General features: G+C 56.8%; 17 protein-coding genes. 6 read left to right on the top strand and 11 right to left on the bottom strand.

Going from position 1 to position 22,570, the window contains the following annotated elements:
* Nucleotides 1-269: 269 nt before the first annotated feature.
* The 6 genes from DLM85_RS23720 to DLM85_RS23695 all read right to left on the bottom strand — a co-directional run bounded on the left by DLM85_RS23720 (nt 270) and on the right by DLM85_RS23695 (nt 10,053).
* Nucleotides 270-2,612 carry an AIPR family protein gene (locus tag DLM85_RS23720; protein ID WP_111480675.1) on the bottom strand — a complete coding sequence of 781 codons (2,343 nt, stop codon included), beginning with the start codon at nt 2,610-2,612 and terminating at the stop codon, nt 270-272.
* On the bottom strand, nt 2,605-3,642 hold the full coding sequence (locus DLM85_RS23715) for a PD-(D/E)XK motif protein (protein WP_111480674.1): 1,038 nt from the start codon (nt 3,640-3,642) through the stop codon (nt 2,605-2,607). Before DLM85_RS23715 ends, DLM85_RS23720 begins: the two co-directional genes overlap by 8 nt.
* The gene (locus DLM85_RS23710; protein WP_111480673.1) at nt 3,632-6,490 is read right to left on the bottom strand and encodes a Z1 domain-containing protein; all 2,859 of its coding nucleotides are present in this window, start codon (nt 6,488-6,490) and stop codon (nt 3,632-3,634) included. The genes DLM85_RS23715 and DLM85_RS23710 overlap by 11 nt, the downstream gene beginning before the upstream one ends.
* On the bottom strand, nt 6,483-7,961 hold the full coding sequence (locus tag DLM85_RS23705) for an ATP-binding protein (protein WP_111480672.1): 1,479 nt from the start codon (nt 7,959-7,961) through the stop codon (nt 6,483-6,485). The genes DLM85_RS23710 and DLM85_RS23705 overlap by 8 nt, the downstream gene beginning before the upstream one ends.
* A 185-nt stretch (nt 7,962-8,146) precedes the next feature.
* Nucleotides 8,147-9,538: a DNA cytosine methyltransferase gene (locus DLM85_RS23700; protein WP_111480671.1), complete on the bottom strand. Its 1,392-nt coding sequence runs from the start codon at nt 9,536-9,538 to the stop codon at nt 8,147-8,149.
* Between the two features lie 74 nt (nt 9,539-9,612).
* Complete coding sequence (locus DLM85_RS23695) at nt 9,613-10,053, bottom strand: very short patch repair endonuclease (protein ID WP_111480707.1); 441 nt, start codon at nt 10,051-10,053, stop codon at nt 9,613-9,615.
* Between the two features lie 30 nt (nt 10,054-10,083).
* On the opposite strand from DLM85_RS23695, the gene DLM85_RS25230 reads away from it, so the two are divergent.
* Nucleotides 10,084-10,500, top strand: coding sequence for a hypothetical protein (locus DLM85_RS25230; protein WP_165822280.1), 417 nt, complete (start codon nt 10,084-10,086; stop codon nt 10,498-10,500).
* A 172-nt stretch (nt 10,501-10,672) separates the two neighbouring features.
* Nucleotides 10,673-12,373, top strand: coding sequence for a hypothetical protein (locus DLM85_RS23685; protein WP_111480669.1), 1,701 nt, complete (start codon nt 10,673-10,675; stop codon nt 12,371-12,373).
* A 102-nt stretch (nt 12,374-12,475) separates the two neighbouring features.
* On the opposite strand, the gene DLM85_RS23680 is transcribed toward DLM85_RS23685, so the two are convergent.
* From DLM85_RS23680 to DLM85_RS23660, 5 genes are all read right to left on the bottom strand, one after another.
* Nucleotides 12,476-13,837, bottom strand: coding sequence for a Fic/DOC family protein (locus DLM85_RS23680; protein WP_111480668.1), 1,362 nt, complete (start codon nt 13,835-13,837; stop codon nt 12,476-12,478).
* On the bottom strand, nt 13,837-14,109 hold the full coding sequence (locus DLM85_RS23675) for an antitoxin VbhA family protein (protein ID WP_111480667.1): 273 nt from the start codon (nt 14,107-14,109) through the stop codon (nt 13,837-13,839). Before DLM85_RS23675 ends, DLM85_RS23680 begins: the two co-directional genes overlap by 1 nt.
* A gap of 79 nt (nt 14,110-14,188) precedes the next feature.
* Entirely contained in the window at nt 14,189-16,444 is a 2,256-nt protein-coding gene (locus DLM85_RS23670; RefSeq protein ID WP_133257239.1) for a type IV secretory system conjugative DNA transfer family protein, read from the bottom strand.
* A gap of 32 nt (nt 16,445-16,476) precedes the next feature.
* Entirely contained in the window at nt 16,477-17,511 is a 1,035-nt protein-coding gene (locus DLM85_RS23665) for a DUF5712 family protein (RefSeq protein ID WP_111480665.1), read from the bottom strand.
* Between the two features lie 48 nt (nt 17,512-17,559).
* Nucleotides 17,560-18,075, bottom strand: coding sequence for a BfmA/BtgA family mobilization protein (locus DLM85_RS23660; RefSeq protein ID WP_133257237.1), 516 nt, complete (start codon nt 18,073-18,075; stop codon nt 17,560-17,562).
* A gap of 873 nt (nt 18,076-18,948) precedes the next feature.
* Here DLM85_RS23660 and DLM85_RS23655 point away from each other — a divergent pair.
* The 4 genes from DLM85_RS23655 to DLM85_RS23645 all read left to right on the top strand — a co-directional run bounded on the left by DLM85_RS23655 (nt 18,949) and on the right by DLM85_RS23645 (nt 22,570).
* On the top strand, nt 18,949-19,716 hold the full coding sequence (locus tag DLM85_RS23655; RefSeq protein WP_111480663.1) for a ParA family protein: 768 nt from the start codon (nt 18,949-18,951) through the stop codon (nt 19,714-19,716).
* A 344-nt stretch (nt 19,717-20,060) separates the two neighbouring features.
* The gene (locus DLM85_RS25665; protein WP_165822279.1) at nt 20,061-20,204 is read left to right on the top strand and encodes a hypothetical protein; all 144 of its coding nucleotides are present in this window, start codon (nt 20,061-20,063) and stop codon (nt 20,202-20,204) included.
* 911 nt (nt 20,205-21,115) lie between these two features.
* Nucleotides 21,116-22,066: a replication initiation protein gene (locus DLM85_RS23650; RefSeq protein WP_111480662.1), complete on the top strand. Its 951-nt coding sequence runs from the start codon at nt 21,116-21,118 to the stop codon at nt 22,064-22,066.
* A gap of 213 nt (nt 22,067-22,279) precedes the next feature.
* The gene (locus DLM85_RS23645) at nt 22,280-22,570 is read left to right on the top strand and encodes a helix-turn-helix domain-containing protein (protein ID WP_243636100.1); all 291 of its coding nucleotides are present in this window, start codon (nt 22,280-22,282) and stop codon (nt 22,568-22,570) included.

Here is a 22,570-nt window from a genome sequence, read left to right as displayed (position 1 = left end):
GTACAAAAATGCACTGAGGCCATTAATGCCGGTGATTCGGGCAATCAGGTATTGACTTCAAAATTTCGTCATCATAACCTGTTCAGGGTATTTGAGGAGATACGGGTACACCACGATGACGACTACGAGCTGCTGAAGCAGCGCATCCGCAGACATTTGCTGATAGAGCAGGAATGGTAAGGTGTGATGAGCGAACTGCTCGTACAGCCTGTTTCCTGGCTCATCTGCTTTGACGGGCCAATCCAGCTTAGGCTTGGCAAGGATAGAGATTATGCAGTTGCCATAGCAGGTACCGTATACCCATGACGCACTGCACTATTCTGCAGGTACCATACTTTGCCTTTCACCGAGTCACTAAGCCGCAATTCTCCTTTCTTTATTTTTATCAGAAAGCCTGCATCGTCAGCTCTGAGTTTTTTGTTGCTCTTCTCCCATTCAAGCAGGTGCTCAACATCCTGCATGGTGACAATTCTACGAGGAGCAGCAGTGGTTACCGACACTGTCTGTTCCGCATAAAGCTCCTCAAGCAGCTGGGGATTTTTCTCCAGAACCAGGTCAACTATTGAGCGACCGTTTTCAATTTCACTATCGGTTAGTGGTCGTTTTTTGTTGATGCTCATGGCTATGGCAGCACACTTACCCCGCTTGTGTGGAGTCAGCAGGTCGGTCTGACGGCCCCACTGCTCGATGATTTCCCAGGCCCTGCCTCCCAGTGAGCGAAGTGATTCCTCCTCCTGCCGGCGCTCCTCAGCAGCCAGTTCGTCATTATTCTGGCTGTAACGCTTCTTCTGCTGTTGTGGGTCAGCGAAGTCATCCGCCAGTAAGCTGAGCATCTTCTGACGACTGTCACTGGATGGTGCTTTTGTGAGCAACAGTTTCCAGTAATCCTCCTGCTTGGCGCGTTCGCTTACCAGTTTTCCTCCGGCGTTATCCAGCAGGAATTTGTCGACCACATAGAGCAGCTTTCGGATTACCTCCCGCAGATTTTCTGATACTTCCTGCTGCTTCCAGATTTTGAATAAGTCAATCCGACCTCCCGTGAGGTGGTTGAGAAAAGCCAAGGTATAGGGTACCGTGAGAAATTTGAAATCCCCGATTTTGGTTGCTCCCCGGCCATACTCGGTATCCGCAGCCCGGAACAGGATGGCTTTGGCAATCAGGTCTTCAAAAAAGACGTTATTAGGCAGATAGTCCTTCTTGAGCTTTTCCTTGAGGAACTCGGAATAGTTCTTCTGAGCACCCCGGGCTACCAGATAAGGGTAGCCACCCCACATGTGCTCAAATTTGGCCACCATTTCCTTGCTGAAAAGCTGCTTACGCGGATTCTGCTTTTCAAACGCTGTTCGACGGCTTGGCGACAATTCGCGGTTGTAGGCGACTTTATACTGGCCGCGGGCCCGCTCAAAGAACCAGCGGGTTTGTAGCGCAGACCCCTTGACTGCCGGAGCCCAGCAGGTACGGGAAATCTTTTCCAGCTGGCGGTTGAATGCGTTGTTAGCCGATAGGTCGGCAGCCTGTATTCCATTCTGGCTGTTGGCAAACTGGGAGATGAGCGGAATGATTTCATCCATCTCCTCGGGTCGGCGCAGTACCGTCAGTTTCATCTGCACGAAGACGGAGCTGATGTCAGCCTTGTCTTGGCGCTGGGTGCGGAAAATGGCAGCTGTGGTCTGGCCACCGTTGACAATCTGCAGGTCACGGACTTTGTAAATGGCCCATCCTCCGCCCGGCATCTCCCGGACTTCCGCATCCTCAGCGGTGGCCGCAATGCCGTTGTTGTACGCCAGGAACCGGTGGGGAGCAGTACGGATAGTGTTACGGATACCTTTGTTTACCCCCCCGGTGAAATCAAGGAAAGAGCGAACGTTCTGCTCCAGCAGGCGGGCACCGTACCGTTCATAAATTTCCGCCAGCATAGTGCCGGAAACAATTGCAAGGCAGGACTGGTAATCGTTGTTGCTTACCGGCATGGGCAGGCACGCCAGCGGCTTTCCGTAACTCTTTTCGAAGTCAATCTCAATGGGTTCACGTCGATTCCGGCTCGTCCACAGGCGGTGAAAGCGCTCAAGGTCCCATAGATGATACTGGACGTGCAGGGTATCGCGCAGTTTGCGGTCCGGCAACACCGTATCGGAAGTAAGACGGGCATTGGTCAGGATGAAGATGCGCGCCCGCACAACTTTGGCCGCGTGTTCAAACAGGACCTGTGCTAGGTCATAAACCGGCGCCGATTCATCAAGCTTTTCCCGGTAGCCGTTGAATACGTCTTTCAGGAAGCGCTCTGATTGATTCGCGGCCGTTGTTACCTCACTTTTCGGGAATGAGCGCACTTCCCCGCTTTCCTGAAAGAAGGTTATGAACAGGTCTACTGTTTCGTAGTCCTCGCTGAGTGCATACCCGTTTATTTTGTGTTGAATCTGATTGGCTTTGTTGGCTTTGATGCTGGTACATACCCGTGCGTCCTCGGTCTCACCCGCATCGGACAGCATGCCAATCATATATTCAGTGGCTTTTTCCTCCAGCATTGCCCCCTCCTGCTCGGCCTCCGTCAGCGCGCGGACTTCCTGATTAAGGTCGGTGAGAAACCGGAGTAATTCGTCAGCGTCAGACATGGGAAGTAAGGGTAGCGGTAAGCGTTGTAAAAGGTATCAGGTAAGGAAGCAATTGCTCGGTTTCAACAGTATAGGAAACAGAACCTACACCAGCCAGCAGGTCTGCTGCCCGGATGCGGGGAAAGTCACCGTTGACCTGGACCGGCATGGTGTGGCGAATCCGAAATCCCTCCGAATGGTAAAGGTCCGCTTGGGCATGAAAGTAGCCGGCCTGCTGCAAACGGGTTTCCAGCAGCTTTAATGCTGCAGGGTCAGACTCTGTTTGCGCAGCCAGATGCTGGACCATCTGGGGCAGGGTTTCGCCGGCGTTTTCCGCCACTTCAAGAAAGAGGTGAAGCAGGAAGAGATGGTCGAAAGGGCTCTCGTCAAGCTGAGCGGCTCCGCTTACCTGAAAGGACTGGCTGCCACCGGAGCTGGTTTTGACTTCTACTGCGTTTGGTCCGAAGTGAAAATCCTGGGGGTCATGCAGTGGCCCGGTCCAAGCGTTTATCACCAAGCCAGGTGCCACACCCTCCGCCAGCAGTTCGCGTATCAGGTGCAGTTCGCCAAACAATCCCTGCCGCGCCGGGCCACTCAGGCCAGAAGGATTAAACAGGCCGAACAACTCCTGCCAGCGGTTGAGCCGGGCCATAAAGGACCGCCGCTGTGCATTGCTGTCATGAGCTTCCGATAACGCCGCCACGATGTCGGCTGCCAGAATTGAGAAGATGTCAGAAAACCGTTCATCTGTCAGGATGAGAGCCAGAAGAAAGTTTTTTTCAGGCTCATCAGGGTCCTGCAGCGGTTCCAGACTCAGACCTGCGTAGCGATGGTCGGGGGCAACCTGTGAGCGAAAGCGAATCGGCAGTGTCAGCAACAGCACGCGCCGTAACCCACCGTCCGGTGCATTAAGTAGTCCTGCTGAAAGAGGGCTTGCCGGGTCAGCCGGCAGGCACGGGAGGGCTTCTACCTTCCCGGGAGAAGGCGGCGTTTCAGCAAGCTCATTCCAGATTGCCTCCAGACCAGCAGCAGTTCCGGCGTTAGTCATCATCACGGGTTATCTGCTGGTCGGCTTCTTCGTCCAGTGCGTTTTCGTCTTCGTTGGTGAACTCGGCCAGCAACTGAGAGTTGCCCATATAGGTCACCTTCCGGTCGCCTTTTAGCGCCGGAAAACTGATAGCATACCCCATTACCGGTACACCGGCTGCGTAGCCAGCAGGCTCCGGGTCGAGGGGGTACAGCAGCAACAGGGCTTCCGATGCCGGGCGCTGCAATCGTATCTGTTCACCTGATGGGTATGCGGCACCGGCACGCTCCGACCGGGTTGCTTCCAGGGCCTTACTCAGCTGAGTGTCGTCGAGGTCCAGCGCTTCGTGCCGGGGGCTGATGATGTGCGCCTTGGGAATCACGTACTCAACGGTACTCACCGTTTTCGATTTGTCCTTTGCCCCTGCGGCATCCCGGAATGTCGTGCGCACCATCTCTGTGTTTTTGTTGATGGTGAACGGCACTTCCGGGTTTTTGTCATTTTCCGCCTGCATCAGGATGATTGTCCAGTTGGTCAGGCGTCCGTCCTGCTGCTGAATGCTGATATAGTCGGTGAGCTTCACCGGCTCGATGTTGCGCTGGGTCGTCAGGTATTCCAGCAGAAACCCTTGAACGATGTCAGCTCCAACCCCACGCCAGGCGTAAGGTTGCCTGCCCACCGGAGTTGGTGCGCCCAGCTGATCAATGAGCTTCTGTACTGCGTCGTAATTGGCCTTGATAAATTCCGGAGCGTGCCGGGGAAAAGCGTAGGTTTCCATCAGCTCACCGGCAAAGCTCAGTTGTAACGGCCAGGCCCCGCGCATCCGGTTAGTAGCAGTAATCTGCAGTACCCCGGGCTTGGAGCGGATTTTCAGGCCGTACTCCTCCGGCGTGCGGCGCTGGCGCACCATCCGGTCGAATTCAAGTCGAAGTTCTTCCGTTGCCAGCGTGATGTGACGGTACCAGCTGATGATTTCGCCGCTGGTAAACAGCCTGCACAGGTCTGCATAACCTGGACGATACCCGAACCAGCGGCCCATCTGCATGAGCGTATCGTACATCCGCGAGGCGCGCAGGTAGTAGCTCACGCACAGCCCTTCCAGGGTCAGACCCCGGGAAAGCTTGTTACCGCCTACAGCAATGACAAATAGCCCGGTGTCGTCGTAATCACTATAAGCCAGCGGCAGATGCAGCGTATCACCGGTCCGGTCAGGTGTTCCATGAACTACCCGCACCTTGATACGCTCAAGAGCAGGCCGGAGCTGCTTGCGGACTGCCTCCCAGCTCAGGGGTTTGATGGCGTGGTCGTCTATCAGCTTTTCATCAATGAACCGCGCTGTAACCGGTTCGTATTCGTTCTCCCACAGTTCTTTCAGAACCGGCTCCAGACTGTTCTTACGGAGGGCTAGTTTGGAGCGGCAGTCGCTCAGGTATTCGCTGACCAATTTCCCGGTCTGATTCTGCCAGCGCACAAAGCGGGAAACGTGAATAAGCATCGAGCTGTGCTGCCGCGACTGTCCGCGGGCAAGGCGGGCGGCGCAGGTCAGGAAGAAGTGATTCACAGCATCCTCCAGTGAATCCGGCAGGAACGTCGGCAGGTCGTCGTCCTTTTTGTGCTTGTTCGGGAAAACCTCCAAATAATTGTCGGTTTCCTCGTCCAGTTCGTGCACTACAGGCAGCACATTCTCATGGGAGCCGTCCTCATCATCTTCAGGGTCGCCGATGCCGAAAATCTTGTCGGGGCCGATGTAATTGGTCGGAGGCGGGATGTTAACAATGAAGTCCTTGGGAAAGAGCTCCTGCCCTACAGCTGCTTCCAGTGTGTTATGGCGCCCACGGATGGTGAGGTTCAGGGCCTCAAAATCAGCGCGGCTGAGCACGGGAATGAATATATTGGCAAACGGGGTAGCCGTGTAGCCCACATAAGCTTTTTGCTCAAACAGGGAGAGCAGTACCCGCACAGCTGCGTTCACTGCTGAAATATTCTCCTTGCTGACATTGATGGAAGCATTGTCGGCTTCGTCATCAATGAGCAGAAGCGGCATGTCGCTCAGGAGACGGTGTCCCTTCTCGGTTTCCTCCCCTTTAGCAGCCAGCCACAGTATCAGGTTGCGCAGAATGCTGACGTTCTTTTTAACGACTATCAGCACGGGGTCAGAGCCAAAAATGGTCGCTGGCACGCTGTCGGCCACAGAAGTTTTGAAATCTCCGTTGGGGGCACTGGTGGTCAGGGAGTGAGCCGGCACCTTGCGGTCACGTTTGCCTACCCCAATCCAGTGATTGCCGGTGCGGTGCGTGCGGGCTGTTTGGGTGTTATAACCCACAAAACCTTCATCCAGACGTTCCTGTGTCTGGCTACGGAGGCTGCTGTGGATGCCGGCAAGTACGATGATGAGTTTGTAGCCCGCGTCGGCCGCCTTGCAGATGAGGCCCGTGTAATTACCGGTCTTGCCCGACTGAACCTGTCCCACAACCATACCGCGCCGGTCAAAGGGCAGCGTACCGCGCGGATTGCTCAGTCGGTCCAGAATGTCATCGGTCAGGTCGCCCAGCTGGTCCACCGTGTGAGCTGCCATCCGCCGGTCGAACTGCATGTAATCCCGGTAACGACTCCAGAATTTCCACTTGATGTCTTCTCGGGCCTTATCCAGCCACGGTGGCTGCCGGTTGGCTTTGTCTTCCAGTATGGCATAGTCCAGCGATTTCACCCGGTAGTAGGCCAGCAGGTCTGCCTGCAGGCGCTCCTTATCAGCGTCGGGGTAAAGCATGCCAAGCCTGCCCACCGTTTCAGCGATGACAGCCGTGGTTTTATGGGTTTTGGGCGTGAGCATGGTAATGGCCACGCTCAGGGCCTCCTCGTGGGAATCAGGCATCTGGCAGCTTATCAATCAAATGGGGAAAGTAATTAAAGGGCTCCATGTTCTGCAGCATCTGCCGTACATCAGTTGCGGAACGGCCTGCTGCCCGGAAATCCCTGAACAGGTCCTGCAGGAGCGGCAGCACTTCCTCGTCGCCAACGTTTTCGTAGGGCACAGCCTGCTCCCGCGGTTTCTCGGCTTCGCTCAGCACAATCAGAGGCACGGGAATGGTTTCCTCAAACATCCGCAGCACGGCATGGAGCAAAGCAGATGTCTGGCCTTTGCTTTTCTCGAGCAGGTCCTTCACCAGCGGATGCTGCCGGTTAATAGTGTAATGGCGCTGGCCAAGCCGGACATTTTCCTGCCATACAGGCGTAAAACCGATGCTGTGGGTATGCTTGAGCTTACGGCCCCGGGCGCGGTAAACCTCTACTGCACGGGTTCGCGCAAGAGTGCCTATGCGCCTGAAGTCACTCTGCATCGTAGTGGGGGGAAAGGACTGTGCCTTGCGGATATCAATCTGCCAAGCATCATCCAGCGTATTAGGCAGGTCCACCATAATGCGGGCCAGCTTACAATGCTCCTCGCGGCGGAACATTCCCAGCCAGTCCCCGGCTACCAGCAGGCGTCGGTTTCTGTAGATGTAGAATCCCTGATGGGCGCCCCACCCGCGCAGCCCGCCGGCTTCTTCAAACAGGTCCGGATGAGACAGGCGCCGGTGGTGCGGTAGAATGTAGGGGCGGATAACTACCTGCCCGCCCAGCAGGGTTTCATCTATCAGGCGCTGGGTAAAAGGCTCGGCTGTGAGAAACGGGTCCCAGGGACTCAGCTTTTCGCCGTTTACATAAACCGTCAGGCTACCATCTTCCAGATACCGGTGAAAGACCATGGACAGATGATGTTCCACCAGTTTGACGTACTGACCGAAAATTGCCTCATGCTTCTGGTTACCCAGCTGCAGATTACCAATCAGCCGGTCCATCTTTTCCCAGAACACAATAGTCCCCTGAGGCTGCGCATCCAGTTGTTCAATCAGGGTTTCGTCTGATACATGGCATAGCAGGTTCCACGCCTTTGATTCATTCACATAATCTAGGTCCCAGCAACGAAATGTAACCTCTCCACCTTTAGGTTTGGAGAGAACCGTAAACCGTCGGCACTGGGAAAAGGAAGCTGTTTTCAACCCCAGCCCGAACCGTCCCAAGTCGTCTTTGTGTCGTACTTGGCCGGGGTGGCGACTGCCTGGTCGCATAGCTTCCCGTAGCGCTTCAGCGTCCATGCCCCTGCCGTTGTCAGATATGGTCAGCGTGGATTGCTGACCCTGCCAGACAATTTCGAGCTGCACATCCGTCGCGCCGGCCGCGATGCTGTTGTCAATGATATCGGCCACGGCCGTATCCAGCGTGTAACCGATGGAACGCAGGGTTTCGAGCATGGCGTCCGCCCGCGGGCCGGCCTCCTCGAAGGGGGTAGTATCAAAATTCATGGATGACCGGCCTTTTGCCGGGGCCTAAATCCGATGGCAGAACATCAGAGGGTGTAAAGCTTATATCAAATGCAGGACGTTTGAATCAAAGAAAAAGGCCGCCCCAGTTTGGGCTGAGGCAGCCTCTTCAACATTCTACTTGCCGCTTCACAGCAGCTTGGGTGACAAGAGTAGCTGTCCCTGAGCTATGTCAGCACAGACTGACCGTCGGCGTGTACCTGTTTCTTGGCGGCCTTGGCTAACTGCTTTTCTACTTTTCCGGACCGCCGCTTGCCGATAGGAGAATCAGGGGGCAGAAAATCCCCATTGCCATTAAGAGCATCGCGTACGCTCTCAGCAATCCGGGTTCCCATCAGTGGGGGAACTGCATTCCCAATCTGCTTTAAAACAGAAGTCCTCGGACCTTCAAAATAAAAATTATCAGGGAAAGACTGCAGTCGGGCGGCTTCCCTCACCGACAGGGAGCGGAGCTGGTTAACGTCCGGGTGGATATAGTAATGGCCGTCCTTACTGATGTGCGCAACAACAGTCTGGGAGTAGGTCATATCCCGTGCTACTACCTTAAAGCGGTCTGTGAATTCCTTTTTATTCTCGTGGAAAATCAGGTGCTCAGGCAGTTCATCGTAGCGCATCCGCTGGTACTGGTCCCCCCCATCGTTCCAGTGCTCGATAAACAAGCGGTATATCTCGCGGTCCTCTTCCCGGTGTGGACGGGTTTCGTGCCAAGTGATAACAGGGCAGTCACGGCGCAGACCTGTTTTCTTGATATAGGGAGTTTGTAATTTTGTGTAGGCTGTGGCATCAGGCAATCGCTGACCTGGCGCCAGAGCAGGGAGGTCGTCCAGCAGTTCTGCCACCAGATGCTCATTTTGTTCATCCGGGGTCAGGGTTTTGAATACCGGGTAGCCCAGAGCGGGTTGGTCAATGCGCCAGCCGATAATTATCAGGCGCTCCCGACTCTGCAATACCCCAAAGTCGCGGGCGTTCCATTCCCGCACGTCCATCACGTAACCGGCTTCCAGAAACGTTTCCCGGATAAGGTTCAGCTGTTCACCATTTTTAAAGCTCAGCATCCCGAGAACGTTCTCAAATACGAACATTTTCGGGCGATACCTGCTTAGAAACTTGGCGTACTGGAGGTAGAGCTTACTGCGCGGGTCTTTCTCCATCACGGCGCTGCCTAAGCGGGCGCGACCGGCGACGGAAAATGTCTGGCAGGGGGGACCGCCAACAATCAGGTCAACGGCACGCTGTCCTTCAGGCAGCCGTTCAAGTTGTCTGTCAATCCTCGCAAAAATTCCGTCCCGTGTGTCTTCGCCGATTGCTTCATTAATAACCGAATCCAGCACTTCCGGCGGAATCAGCTTGTATAGTTCTTCGCGGGACAGTCGCTTCCGCAGATAGTCGAAATACGGCTGGTGATTTTTCTTACTCTTCAGGTGGTACCATGCCAGCCTGGTCCGGATGGTGTCGCAGGCGTAGGCGTCCATTTCAACGTGGGCCACCGGAGTGAAACCCGCATTATGAAAGCCCTCAGATAAGCCACCTGCACCCGCAAACAGGTCTATATAATTCATTGTCAGCTACTTAGCAGAAAAGCCTGCCTTTCCAGCTCACAAGTACGGAATTTTTCGGGCAATTGCCAGCGGTTTTAGCACTCCAGCTCCTCTGATTCCGGGGCTGTGAGGGAATAAAACAGTCTTTCCAACGTGCGTTCCCGTTGTGGCGGGCGTAGCTCGCACTCCCACACAACCAGCACCCGCCACCCCTGTTTTCTTAGCTCTTCCTGCTGACGCTCGTCGTTGGCAACGTTACGGCCGATTTTTTCCATCCAGAAATCAGTTCGGGTTTTCGGCACCACAAAATAGCGGCACCCCTCGTGCCGGTGCCAGAAACAGCCATGCACAAACATCACCGTCCGGGCAGCGGGAAATACTAAATCAGGTTTACCAGGCAGTTCTTTGGTGTGCAGACGGTACCGGAGCCCACGGCCATGGAGATACTGTCTGACCAGCATCTCCGGTTTGGTATCCTTGCCCCGTATGCGGGACATGTTAAAACTGCGCGTTGAAGGATTGTGAACGTCGGCCATTATCAGGTAAACGTCATAGCTTCCGATAAGGTGCTTTTTGAAGCCAATCAACCAAGCCCGGACTATCCTCTCTTTATCGCGGATATTCGCGGCTTCCTTCTTTCTTTTACTGACTTGTATTTCTCTCAGATGCCTGCAACCTTATACCAACCGGGAACTGCCCCACTGGCAATATCAGACGAGGGACTGTGGACGCCCGGTCGTACGCCGGAGTTCGGTGGTTTCGAAGACCTAGTGCCAGCTTTGTTACACTGCCACCCTAGGCTGGTGGATGTTCAGGCAAATGGCCCTGGCTACATGGTCTACACTGTGTTCGATTGCGAGGGCGAAATCAACCCGGCTGCAATGAAAGCAGTTGGAGAGCTGGTAGGATTGACGTTTAATATCGAGGATGAGGACGAGGTATTGCGCGGCCCGGTTCTGGTTGTTTTGGCGGGGGACAAATAATGTCGCGTTCCCGAGCCAGCGTGGTGACCGTGGGCCGGACTGCTGTTTTCGTAAGTTAGTCTCAATCGGTCCCGGTTAGCTTTCAAAGCTCCCGATGCTTCGCATCGACCAATTCCTGCGGTGCAATGGTCCGCGTTTTACCTGATTTTGAAACTCATCACCTGCCCGTCATATGCCATCACCCGCAGAAAATCTGGAATTAATCCTTGATGCTGAACTGGAAAAGTTCTCGGAGATAAGTGGCTTGGCGGGCAGTGCTGTAGCCAATGTTGTCAGGGAAATGGATATAGTTTACCTGTACCTGCGTGGTAGCGGTCAATTCGAACCTGATTACACAGAATACTTTGAAACCATCCACCAGTATGGTTGGCCTCTGCTCCTCCAGGCATGGTACTCTAAAATTGACCAGTCTGAGGTTCAGAAAATCCTGTTTTCGAACAATGATATAACAGCTTGGGCAGATGCCGTTATCCATACAACCGGCAAACTGGCTTTTGCTCGGCAGCTGGTGACGTTCTGTAAAATGGGCTTCGCATCCCTTTCCCAGCCAGCGGAAAGGGAATTTGTGTTTGCCATCACAGAGTCTTACACCAATTCCGAGTTTTTTGACCTGAACGATTGGCATTTCGTTCAAAAGCACGTAGCCGGCCACCTCACGAGTAAGAAAACGAATAAGGTCAAATTCGATGCTGACAGGGTCTACAAGCGGGTTATGCTTTCGGTTAAAAGCCCGGACGGTCGAATCATTGCGTATGAGGCAACGCCTTACGTAACGGAGTACTTCACCCAAGAAGGGAAGCGTCACATTTTCCGCAAACAGGTTCACGACGATTTTGCCGAAGACGACCTGTTTGGAGGGATACCCTATGGTGACTACGTAACCATGGTTGAATATCTGGCTGGCTTGGCGCTCTTGCACAAGGCGTTCTGCGAAGCGGCGCATAACAAATTCAACCGCCTCGAACTGCGCAACATCATTTCACTTTTTTGCTCCAGAGAAGATGTTGTTGCCGACCTCGCCCGCTACTTAGACCGCTCCACCCAGGAAGCCAGTGTCATGCTGAATCATATCACGCTGACCAGGGATAATTATCAGAGCTACCTGTCGGTTCCCCGGGTGGCGCATCCGCCTTTTGTTCAGATTTCGGACTCGCAGCTGTTGCGCTCCACTGCCGGATGCCTCAACAACCCTTTTCAGTTCCTGAACCATGAACTGAAAAGAACCTACCCGCTGGATTACTCCAAAGCAGTAAACAATCGGGAAGACCGGTTCAGGCGCATGATATTCGGTTTCTTCACAGAAGACCGGTTTGTGCGTATTCCGAATGAAATCCGTATGTCCATCGATGGACGTGAAACCGACATCGACGCTGTTGTCTTTGATAAGGTGACCAAATCGCTGGGGTTATTTCAGCTAAAATGGCAAGACCCGTTTGCCAACTCGATGCAAAAGCGGCGGAGCGTCATCAGCAACCTCCAGAAGAATGCCCTGAGCTGGCTGGATAAAGTGTTCACGTGGGTAAGCCGAACCGATGTAAAAACCACCCTGAATGCTCTTCAGATTACCCGGCACTCTCCGGCAGAGAATACTATCGGAGACGTATACTTCTTCGTCATAGGCCGCCACGGCATCCATTTCACCGGTGTTGAGCAGGACGAGCGCGCCGCATGGGGTTCATGGCCGCAGTTACTGGCGGGAGCAGTCCGGATTTCCAAGCAGGAGACGGAATCCGACCCGATTCAACACATGCACGCTCGTTTGAAACATGATGCGCCCCGGCTGAGAATGGAGCGGGATGGCGCTCCGGTACTGGCTGACTTTGACCTTCGGTTTGAGAATTTTCGGGTACGGCACCAAAGCAAGACTCAATAGATGTTCTGGTAGCTTTCCGGTTGGGTTTATTACGACGGTCGAGCGGGTGGTGTGACGCTGTGTATCCCCGTTAAACCGGCTCCATGGGTTGCAACGTTGACCCTATCGCTCAACACCTCCGGCATCACGACCGGAGGTACTGGCAGGACTGTGCTCCTGCTGCAGAGGAGCTTTCTCCATAAAACTTACAGCGCTTTTCAGTTCATCCAGCTGCCGGCTGCTATGCAGCATCGGTATCCTGTCGGCTGCATCGATTGATTTACCCACGTTTTCCCGGTTTAGTCCACCAATAAACGGTGTACGCTCAACGTGCCGGGCCACTTCCAGTAGCCGGGCAGCGTCCAGCCCCTTCCCATGCTCGCGTAAGCCCTGTGCAACCTGGCCAGACACCTGCTTGAAAACAGCTTGTGCTTCTTCATGAGTCCGGGGAAGCACAGGCATCTTCATACCTGCCTCTTTGATAACCGACAGCTCCTTCACCTGCTCTGCAGCCGCAAGAAACCGCCTGGCATCTGTCTGGTCCTGCCGTGCATCCGGCCCCTGCAGCGCGGGATGCCTGGCAATCTTCTCCGCTGCCTGCTGAAACTGCGCCAGATGGGTCTGAATAGCCGCAGGATTCAGATTCGTTGCATCTACACCTTTCCCCACCGCTACCCCCTTCTCGTAATTGCCTGCGCCGGGCATGTTGGCCACGATGTCCATTACCCGGTAGCCCGTCACTTCCAACTCACGCCGGGCATCTATCGCCTGCATCTGCGGTGACAAGGTTGTCAGCTGCCGCGCTTGGCTGGGGTCGCGCAGCCTCTCGGCTTCGAGTCCGGGCGCCGGGCTGATAACCTGCTCAAACATGGCCTTCAATGCCTGCAGGTTCTTCCCCGCTTCCTCAGGCGCGTACGGGCGCACCATGGCCAGGTCGCGGGCCCGGTTGAGCGTGGCCGGGTCGATGCGGGCAAAGTCAACCTGATAGCCAGCCTCCCTGCCCAACTGGACAAACGTGGCCTGCAGCGTGCGCCCGTTGCCATCCCGAAAGGCGTGGGTGTGGTTGTACTGGTCGAGGTAGTAGGCGGCCCGCTCGGCAAACTTCTCCGCCGGCAGTCCCTTCAGGTAATTCTCTTGGCCCAGCTGCGCGCCGATGGCGTTTATGCGCTGCTCAATCTCTTTGTAGGGCGCGTAGGTCATCGTTTCCTTGAAGCCGGTGACGTACGTGGGCTTGTGCCCCTGAAATTCCCGGTCGGCCCGGGTTTCGCCGGCCCACTGGTAAACGCCCTCAAACAGCTTCTGGTGCACCTGCTTGAGGTGGGCGTGGTCGTAGCGCCCGCCGGGGATGCCGCCCTGCAGGTTGAGCCGCTGCAGGCGGAGCAGGGAGGAGTCGGTTTCGGCCTGGGCCAGCTGCTGGGGGTCGGTAATACCCAGCCGGTTTATCCGTACTCCGTTTTCGTCGCTGAATCGGTCGCCGGCTACCATCAGCGGGCGGATTGGTCTTCGGGGCTAGCCGGGGCGGCGCCCGGCTGGTAGCGGGCCAGCAGCATCGCGTCGTTCAGCTCAATGGCCTCGTCGATGCTCAGCTCGCCGTCCACGTAGCGCTGCATGATGGCCACGCTCTCCGGGCTCGGCGCCGGGCCGTTGCTCATCAGGATGGCAATGGAGTTGTTGGCGCCGCGCTCCCGCTCCTGGCGGGCGGCGAGCTGCTCGGGGTCCAGGCCGGCCGGGGCGGGCGTAAAAAAGCTCTTCATCATAGGAATTGGAGTTTAGGTGCTGGGTACTTACTCAACACCAAAAAGGGGCTAAACGTCGCTTTATTCCGAGTTTTAGAGGCTATTCCACCTCATTCTTTGTGGCTCCTGCCAAGGTGTTTGCGTGCATGGCCAGCGTTTCTCTTACCTGCTGGCTGACCCGCCGGTAATTCTCCTGCACCACCACTGAGAGCGTCGCGGCACTTTCCTCTTCATTGTCGCCGAACGTAGCCACCGGGTGCAGCGGAAAACGCTCCGGGGTAGCGTCGGCCCGGGAGATGACACCCTGGAAGAAGGTGCGCTCGGTTTCCACGGTCTGGCCGATAAACTCCCCCTGTTGCAGGCTGATGGCGTCCTGCACCCGCACCAGGTTGCGCTCCTGGTAGCTGGTGCTCAGGTTGGAGCTGTGGCTGCCGTGGCTGCCGGCCCCGCCCTGGCTTTTGCCGGTGCTGGTGCTGACCATCTGCTTGTCCTCCCGGCCCACGAGCTCTGAAATGAACTTGGCCGTGTCGAGCGAGTTGACCTTACCGAAAAACTGGTTGTTGAGGTTGGAAACCATAACCTTCATCTTTTCAGGCCCATAGGCATCGGTCATTTGCGCCAAATCCTGGGTCATGTAAATGGTGGCCACCTTGTTGCTGCGGGCTGTGGCCGGCAGCAGCTCCAGTCCGGGCACGTACACGGTGGCGGCCTCGTCGAGGAACACGTAGCTGCGGTGCTTGTGCTGCTGGTTCATGAGCTTGATGGCCACCGTGATGATGCAGCTGACCACCGGCGAGAAAGTTTCCTTCAGCGTCGGGTCGTTGCCGATGCAGAGCAATGCCGGCTGCCGGGGGTCGTTCAGGTTAAGCGAGAACCCCTCCCCTTTCTCCTCGTCGGGCGTGAGCACCCACACGATTTCCGGGGAGTTGATGCGGTTCATAATCACCTGCAGCGTGCCCACGACGGCGGCCACCTGCTTCTCAGCCCGCTGCTCCACGGCCGTCACGATGCTGCGCACCATGCCGGCGCACTCGGGGTCCGTTTCCAGCATCGAGAGCACATGCTTGAAGTCCTTGTGGATGGCCGTGGCCACCACGTGCGGAATGGTGCAGTAGCGCGGGAAATGCTTTTTGTAAAACCAGATGATGCCCGTCAGGTAAGCCACCGCGCTGATGTCGAAAAACTCCATCTTGCGGATGCTGGCCGGGTTGAGGTTGTTGATGATGGCCCGGGAGTACTCCTCGGCAAAGGCTACCACCGGCATGTCCGCGGCCCGCAAGGGGTTCACCCGCTCGCTGCGCTGCAGGTCGCGGAAGTTGATGACGTGCAGCACTACCGCCGGCTCGGGCTCCCCGTTGGGCAGCCGCCGCGGCGGCCCCAGCCGGCGCCCGGCCAGCTCCAGCGCCTTCTGCGCCGTCTCGGCCAGCACCGGAAATTTGAAGTCGTAGATGAGCCCGGCAAAGTTCTTGGCTGCCAGCTGCTCAATCACCGGCTCTCCGATGGAATAGGTTTTGCCCGCGCCGGCGCCGCCCAGCACCAGCACGCCCCGGTACGGATTGGGTACGTTCACCCAACCGCCCCCTTCTGTGGGCAAGCTGAACCCATCGGGCGTGTCGACCCTCCGGCGCTCCACGCTTAGCCCAAAGTCCGGGCTCTTGGTTAGGGCCCGCAGCAGCCCCACCACGAAGCCGCTGGCCAGTACCAGCGTGGCCGCGACGGGGTAGCCCACCCGGATAAAGGCAGCCGAATACGAGGCAATGCCCAGCAGCACGTAGGCGCTGAGCAGAAACAGACCCGCGCAGCTGGCCACCACGATGCGCACGGCCTGGGGCCGCAGGGGCTTGCGGCGGGCCTGCCCGGGTTTGCGCTCCGGCGCGGACGGCAGAAATACCAACGCCCCGGCTACCAGCAGCAACAGCGCCCGCAGATACCCGCCCGCCGCGTCGTAGAACCGGCCGGCCTTGACCAGCAGCTTGCCTTTGAACCCCTGACCGGCGGTGGCTACGCGCACGGCTGCCGCCCCTCCTCTGCTCACTACCTCGTTGCCGGCCCGGCTCGTGCGGGTGGCCAGCTCGGCGGCCGGCTTCCCCACCACGGGCGCCGCCTGCCGCTGCAGCCGCGCCCGCCGCGCTTCCGCCCGCTGCTGGTTGAGGACAGCCAGCCGGGCCGCTAGGCGCTGGCCGGGAATCAGTCGGGGCGCCTGCTGGGCCTGGTGCTGCGCGGCGCGGGCGGCGGCCAGCTGCGCCGGGTGCTGGAGCACGTACCACTCGCCGGCCAGCAGGCCCAGCAGCACTAGGCCAATGAGTAGCACGAATGTTTGAGAGGAGGCCGCCGGCCGGGGTGGATGATTGGTCATGGGGTAATGGAGAGAATGGATGGTATGCGGGCTTACATCTCGATGTCGAGCTCCGCGCTGCGGCGGCCGGGCTTCTCGGCCACGTGCTCGGTGCGCTCCGGCTGGTCGGCCTGGGTACTGCGCACCAGGTGCTGCACCGCGTGCAGGGCCGTGACTGCCTGGCGCTGCGGAGCCGGGGCCTGTTCCCGCCCCGTGCTCAGCAGCTGCAGGGCATTGTCGATGGGGCGGCCGTCGCGGGCACGCTCTTCCACCCGGCTCAGCATCCGGTAAAAGGTCTTGTCGAAGCCGCGGGCCACAGCAATGTCCTGCACCCGCTCCGGAGTCAGGCGCTGCTCCCGGGGCACTAGCAGGTTGATGCCGGCCACGCGCTCAGCAATTTTGGCCAGCCGGCCGGCGTCACGCGCCGGGTCGCGCAGCTGGGTAGCCCGGGGCCGCAGCTTTTCGTTGGCCTGCGCCCCGTAGCCGAACTGCCGCTCAAACTGCCGGCCCGCGACGGCCTGCCAGCGCATCAGGTCAAACCGCTGCCGGCGCCCGCCCGGGTTAAGGGTAATCTGCTGCTGCCGGTCGCGGGCGCTGACGATGATGTGTACGTGGGCCTGCAGGCCTGCCCGCTTGGTACCGGCTTTGGCTGTACCGGCTACCACCTCGGGGTCCGTGCCCCGATGGGTACGGTCCTGGTGCAGGACGGCGCCCCAGACCAGGTCCTGGCCGCCGAGCTGCCGGCCGCCGGGCAGGGTAAAGTTCTGCGCGTACTGGCGCATGACCTCGCGGGTGTAGTCCCGGAGCTTACCGGCGTCGCTGCCGATGTGGGCCAGCTCCTGCTCGCTCGGGCTTAGTACCAGGGAGTAGAATTTGGCTTCCGTGGCCCGCAGTCCTTTGACGTTTGTATCGATGCTGTGCAGCAGCTGCGCGGCGCTGAGCTCGTCGGAATCACCGTCAAAAAACACGGCTTCCTGCCCCTCCCCTACCGCTTCATGCTGCAGATAATTCAACGTTTGCGCGCAGCTACCGGTGTTGGTATACGCCGCTTTGCCGTGCGTTTTTGGGTTAATTAGCTTGGCGTACATCAACAATCCGGGGTGAATTTAGCCTTGCAGTAACAGACATTTTTCTACCTACTGCCCCTGCCCTATCGGGCTTTTGGCCGGGTTGCGGCGTTTGCCCGGTCCGTCTTGTTGGGCCGCTTGCAACGCTTCCAGTACCTGCTTTTCTACCGCTTCCTCGTTGCGCTGACGCAGCAGTTGCAGCGCCTGTTGCTGCCGTTGCAGCTGCGCTTCGCTGAGCGTTTCCAACTGTGCGTTCAGGTTGCCCACCAGAATTTCGTTCATGCGCAGCACCCGGTCAAGTGTGATGCGGGTGCGCAGCATTTCCTCCAGCATGGCCGTGAGCAGCGTGCGCTCTTGTTCCTGCAGAAAGCCGAACACCCGGTCACCAAGCTTCTTTATCTGCTGCATGATGAGCTGCCCTTCGCGCGCTTCCGTCTCACGGGGGTCCAAGCCGCGGGAGGCAAAGTAGTCCACCGCCGCACTGGCGTAGGCACCGAGGCTGGCGCCCACTTCGGCCGCGGCTGCTTCGCCTTTTCGGTAGGCAATGTTGTCCAGAGTGACCCTTCTGCGTAGCTCCGTGCTCATAGTGTTGGTTTCCTGTTACGCCCCAGTGGGCCATTTTTAGCGCTTTAAATCAGTTACTTAGACCTTGCCTGGCCACATAATCAGCTCTGCTGATTGCTAAATTGCTCAAGAATAGAGCGTTAGCTTTAGGATTGCAGTGTTCTTCTTGCTAAGACTATTCTGTACTTAGCAGAAAGTTAGTCAAAAGCTAGTACGAACCTTTCCTACTTCGTGTTTATGTCCGTCCTTATTTCCCCACGATGTAGAGCCGTTCATCGAATCCTATCCACGCTACCAGCTCTTTTAGAGGCTCCGGCCGGTGCCCACCAACTGGTGGTTAGCCGTCCGCTTGTGCCCAAGAAGCCCTTCCTGAGACTAGATGGATAGGTTTTCATCCCGTTACCCTTGCTCCTACAGTTCTACAATTCTGCATTTCTGTTATGACGAGACTGTAACCAAGTAGCAGCACCGGCTGGCCTATAGCTGTCATTCTGCTTTTCTGTTGTTCTACATTTCTGCAGCTAGTATACTTCCGTACGCTGAGGAGTAAACACACGCTTCATCTGTTTTTATGTAATTCTGTTGTCTTGTATTTCTGTTATTTTAGACAAAATGCTTTTCCTGTGCCGGCTGCGGAACTGTAGTTCTGCAAACCCTCACTTCTGCAGAAGTGCATTTCTGCCAAAGTAAATTTTAACTGATTTGTGTTTCTGTTTTTCTGCATTTCAGCTTAACAACAGAATTACAGAACCACTTTTCTGAGTAACAACATTCCTGCTTTTCAGCAAAAGTGCGGTTCTGCGCTTCTGCCTTTCTGCTTTTCTATTACTTTTGGCTTACTATTGCGCTGGCCTCTGTGCCACCGCTCTTCCACGCCTTTACCCCGCACCTACTATGTCCAAGGTTATCAGCTTTGCCACCCAGAAGGGTGGCTCCGGTAAATCCACGCTGGCCCTCGTGCTCGCTGCTCCGTTGGCGACCGAGTACGGGCTGCGCATCGCCGTCCTGGACTGCGACTACCAGCAGAGCATCGTCAAGACCCGCGAGCAGGTCGACGCGGCCAACTTCGCCAAGCTTCGCGAAACCAATCCCGACGCCCAGTATCCCTACGACGTGTACCCCTGGCAGCTGAACCAGATTTTTGATTTCATCGACAATCCCGAGCACAACTACGACCTGATTATCATCGACGTGCCCGGCCGGGCCGATGGCGACGACGTGTTCAACGCCTTGACGGCCTGCGACGCAGTGATTGTGCCCCTGGTATCGGACTACCTGGACCGGGCCTCTACGGCCGAGTTTATGACGATTCTGGAGGCCATCAAGAAAGCGGCCGACGACGCCCAGATTGACTTCCAGTACTACGGCCTGCCCACCAAGCGCGTGGCGGGGCAGCGGGAGGAAAAGGAGATGGACGACTACATCGACGGGCTGGGCCTAGCGCGCTTCAACTCGTACCTGGGCCACCGCAAGGCCTACACCCGGGCCTCGACGCTTTACAGCCTGCTCAACCCGGCCTGGTCGCGCTACGCCGGCGGCTCCAAGGACACGAGCGAGGAAATCCGCCGCGTCTGCGAGGAGCTCATCGAGCGCCTGGGCCTGCCCGACCGCCGCACCGCCGCGGCGGCCACTGTATCCACCACTTCAACCTCCGCGAAATAATGGGCTTCGAGAAACCACAAATCACGCCGCGCCGCCGCATTGAAGTACCCGAAGAAGCCCGCCAGCAGGCCCGGGCCGGGATGGGAGGGGAGGCCACCCGCACGGCCACCACGCCGCCGGCACCGGTGGAGCCCATAGCACCACCCGCTGCAGTTGCTGCTCCGGCGGCGCCTGCCCCCGAACCCGCACCGGTATCCGCGCCTTCTGCGGCTGCGTCTTCAGCGTCAGCAGCCCCAGCGGCTGCACCCGTTCGCGCTTCTACGCGGGGCCGTAAGCCCGGCGCGGCAGCTGCGCCCGCTCCGGAGGGCGAAGTACCGCTGCACACGGTCCAAATCGCCAAATCCGTGGTGCAGGAGATTAAGATGAGCCTGCTGCTGGCCACGCCCGGTCCGGACACGCCCACCACCATCAAGAATTACCTGGAGGCTGCCCACCGGCACTACGATGCACACCTACGCAAAACCGGCAAGCTGCCGCCGGCTAAGTAGGGGAGGGGTAGCAGGCCGTTGCCTTGGGAAAGCCGGTCCTTACGAGGACTGGCTTTCCTTTTTTGGGCAGTAGGGGAGGAGAAGGCTGTAGCCATGGTGAAGGCAGTGCCGGCCAGGCGCTGTATCTCTCACATTTTATAAGCTTTGTTCCCACCGCTTCCCACTGGAGCAGGTATGCTTACAGGAAACCATTACGGGGCAGAAAGTCCAATTATGCCCGATTTCAAAGCCTAGAACGGCGTTTTGGCTAGGCAAAAGGGTGGGTGTACTGTTGTTGTCGAGTCTGGGTTTCGCTTATAAAACGTGCTAGTTCGGGCAGTAGGGGAGGATAGACACTTATAAAACGTGGTAATTCATTGTTAGTCATAAGTTAGTATAAAGTTAGTAATGATCGTTCTTCTGCCGAAAAAAGTCATGGTGGCTTATAAAAAGTGGTGGTAAGGGGTGGATAGCCCAGGGTTCAGTAGTTCCTGCAGTTGCTTATAAAAAGTGGTTTTAAGTGGCTAATGTTATAGATTTGCTTAGAAAAGTGCAATCCCTGTGTTCGTCAGGGTTTTCTGATTTTCTTGTTGCTTTCTTGTTTGTTTGGTCTGGGTTTTGGACCATCACCCTAAAAAGCTATCCGGATTCGGCATCAACAACCTTTGTGAGTTTATTTGTTAGTCCTTGTCTATTTGTAGGGCTCATAAGTGCCTGATATTCAGTAGTATATAATGGTATAAAACCACTTTTTATAAGCGAAAAACCACTTTTTATACCTTTTATTACCACCTTTTATAAGTGAACTCTCACGTTTTATAAGTCTATCCACCACGTTTCATAAGCGAAAAACCACGCTCAACTACCACTGTGGTTTTTTATCTGCCGGAGGCTTACATTTGCCTTATCCCCGCGTCCTTATGTCCTAGTTTATGAAGCCTGAAGATACCGCCGTTGTAGTTGTCGAGCCGGCTCCGGTTCCCGTCGTTCGTCAGCACAACGCCATCACCCAGGCCCGCTACGACTACACCGCTTGTCAGCTGGACATCTTCTTTTACCTGCTTTCCCGGCTGCGCCGGGATGACACGCCGGACCAAGAGTATACCATCTACGTGAAGGACGTGGAAGCCCTTACCGGGCGGCAGTGGAACTACCAGCAGTTGCGCGAGGCGACGGCCGACATGGGCTCGCGCATGTTTGAGGTGGAGAACGAGCGCACGTACCAGCAGCTGTGGATGTTTCAGCGGGTAGAGTACATCAAGGGCAAGGGGTGCCTGCAGATTCAGCTTGCTGCGCCCATCCGACCTTTCCTGTTCAACCTCAAGGAAAACTTCACCTCTTACCAGCTGCATTCGGCCCTGAAGCTGAGCAGCAAGTATGCCAAGCGCATCTACCAGCTGGTGAGCCAGTGGAAGGATAAGACGTCGACGCGAACCTACCCGCTGGACGAGTTCAAGCAGATGCTGCACCTGAAAGACCCCAAGGGCAAGGAGCCGGAGCTGTTTCAGAACATCAGCCAGCTCAAGGCCCGAGTACTCGACATCGCCGTGCGCCAAGTCAGCGAGCACACCGACCTCAAAATTGACTACGAGCTGGTGAAGAAAGGGCGGGCCTACGACGCCGTACGTTTTACCATCGCCCGCCAGCAGCCCCAGCAGCTGCCCATTCCCTTTGAGCAGCCGGCGGAGGATGCCCGCGCGCACGCGGCCCGCCAGCACCTGGAGGCCCTCGGCATCAATCAGCCGCAGCTAGTGGCCACCATCCTCGGCGACCCTAAGCACCTGGACCAGCTCTTCAAGTTCACGTACCAGCTGAAAACCGATAAGGTAAAGGCGACCAAAAATCCGGGAGGGCTGTTTTTGAAGATTTGCGGGCTACGCTGAGCTTCTAACTAGGTCGTTACGCTGTTGCCAATTACAGACGCCGGAGCAGGCAGGGCAACAGTTCAGGTTTTATACTATTATCAGCACAACTGCCCACTAGGCACAGACATATGCGGCGTGCCAGATAATGCGCAATAAATTGAGCTAAGCCCTGTATTTTTGCTCATCATATTGAGCATTATGTCCAAAGACCCAGTCGTCCTTTTACCGCGTTTGCAGCAGTTGCTAACGCAGGCGGGGGAAAACATCCGCCTGGCCCGCCTGCGCCGAAAGCTCAGCGCAGCCCGCGTGGCCGAGCGCGCTGCCATCAGCCGCAACACCCTGCACGCCATCGAGCAGGGCGCTTCCACGGTAAGCATGGGCGCCTACCTGCAGGTGCTGTTTGTCCTAGGCCTGGAAAAGACCTTGCTCCAGTTGGCGGCCGATGACGTGCTGGGCCGCAAGCTGCAGGATGCCGACCTGGTGGTTAGCGCGCGGGCCCCTAAACAATCTTCCAGCGAGTAA

The sequence above is a fragment of the Hymenobacter edaphi genome, from assembly GCF_003258365.1.
Lineage (GTDB): Bacteria > Bacteroidota > Bacteroidia > Cytophagales > Hymenobacteraceae > Solirubrum > Solirubrum edaphi.
This window is presented reverse-complemented; position numbering and strand designations above follow the sequence as displayed.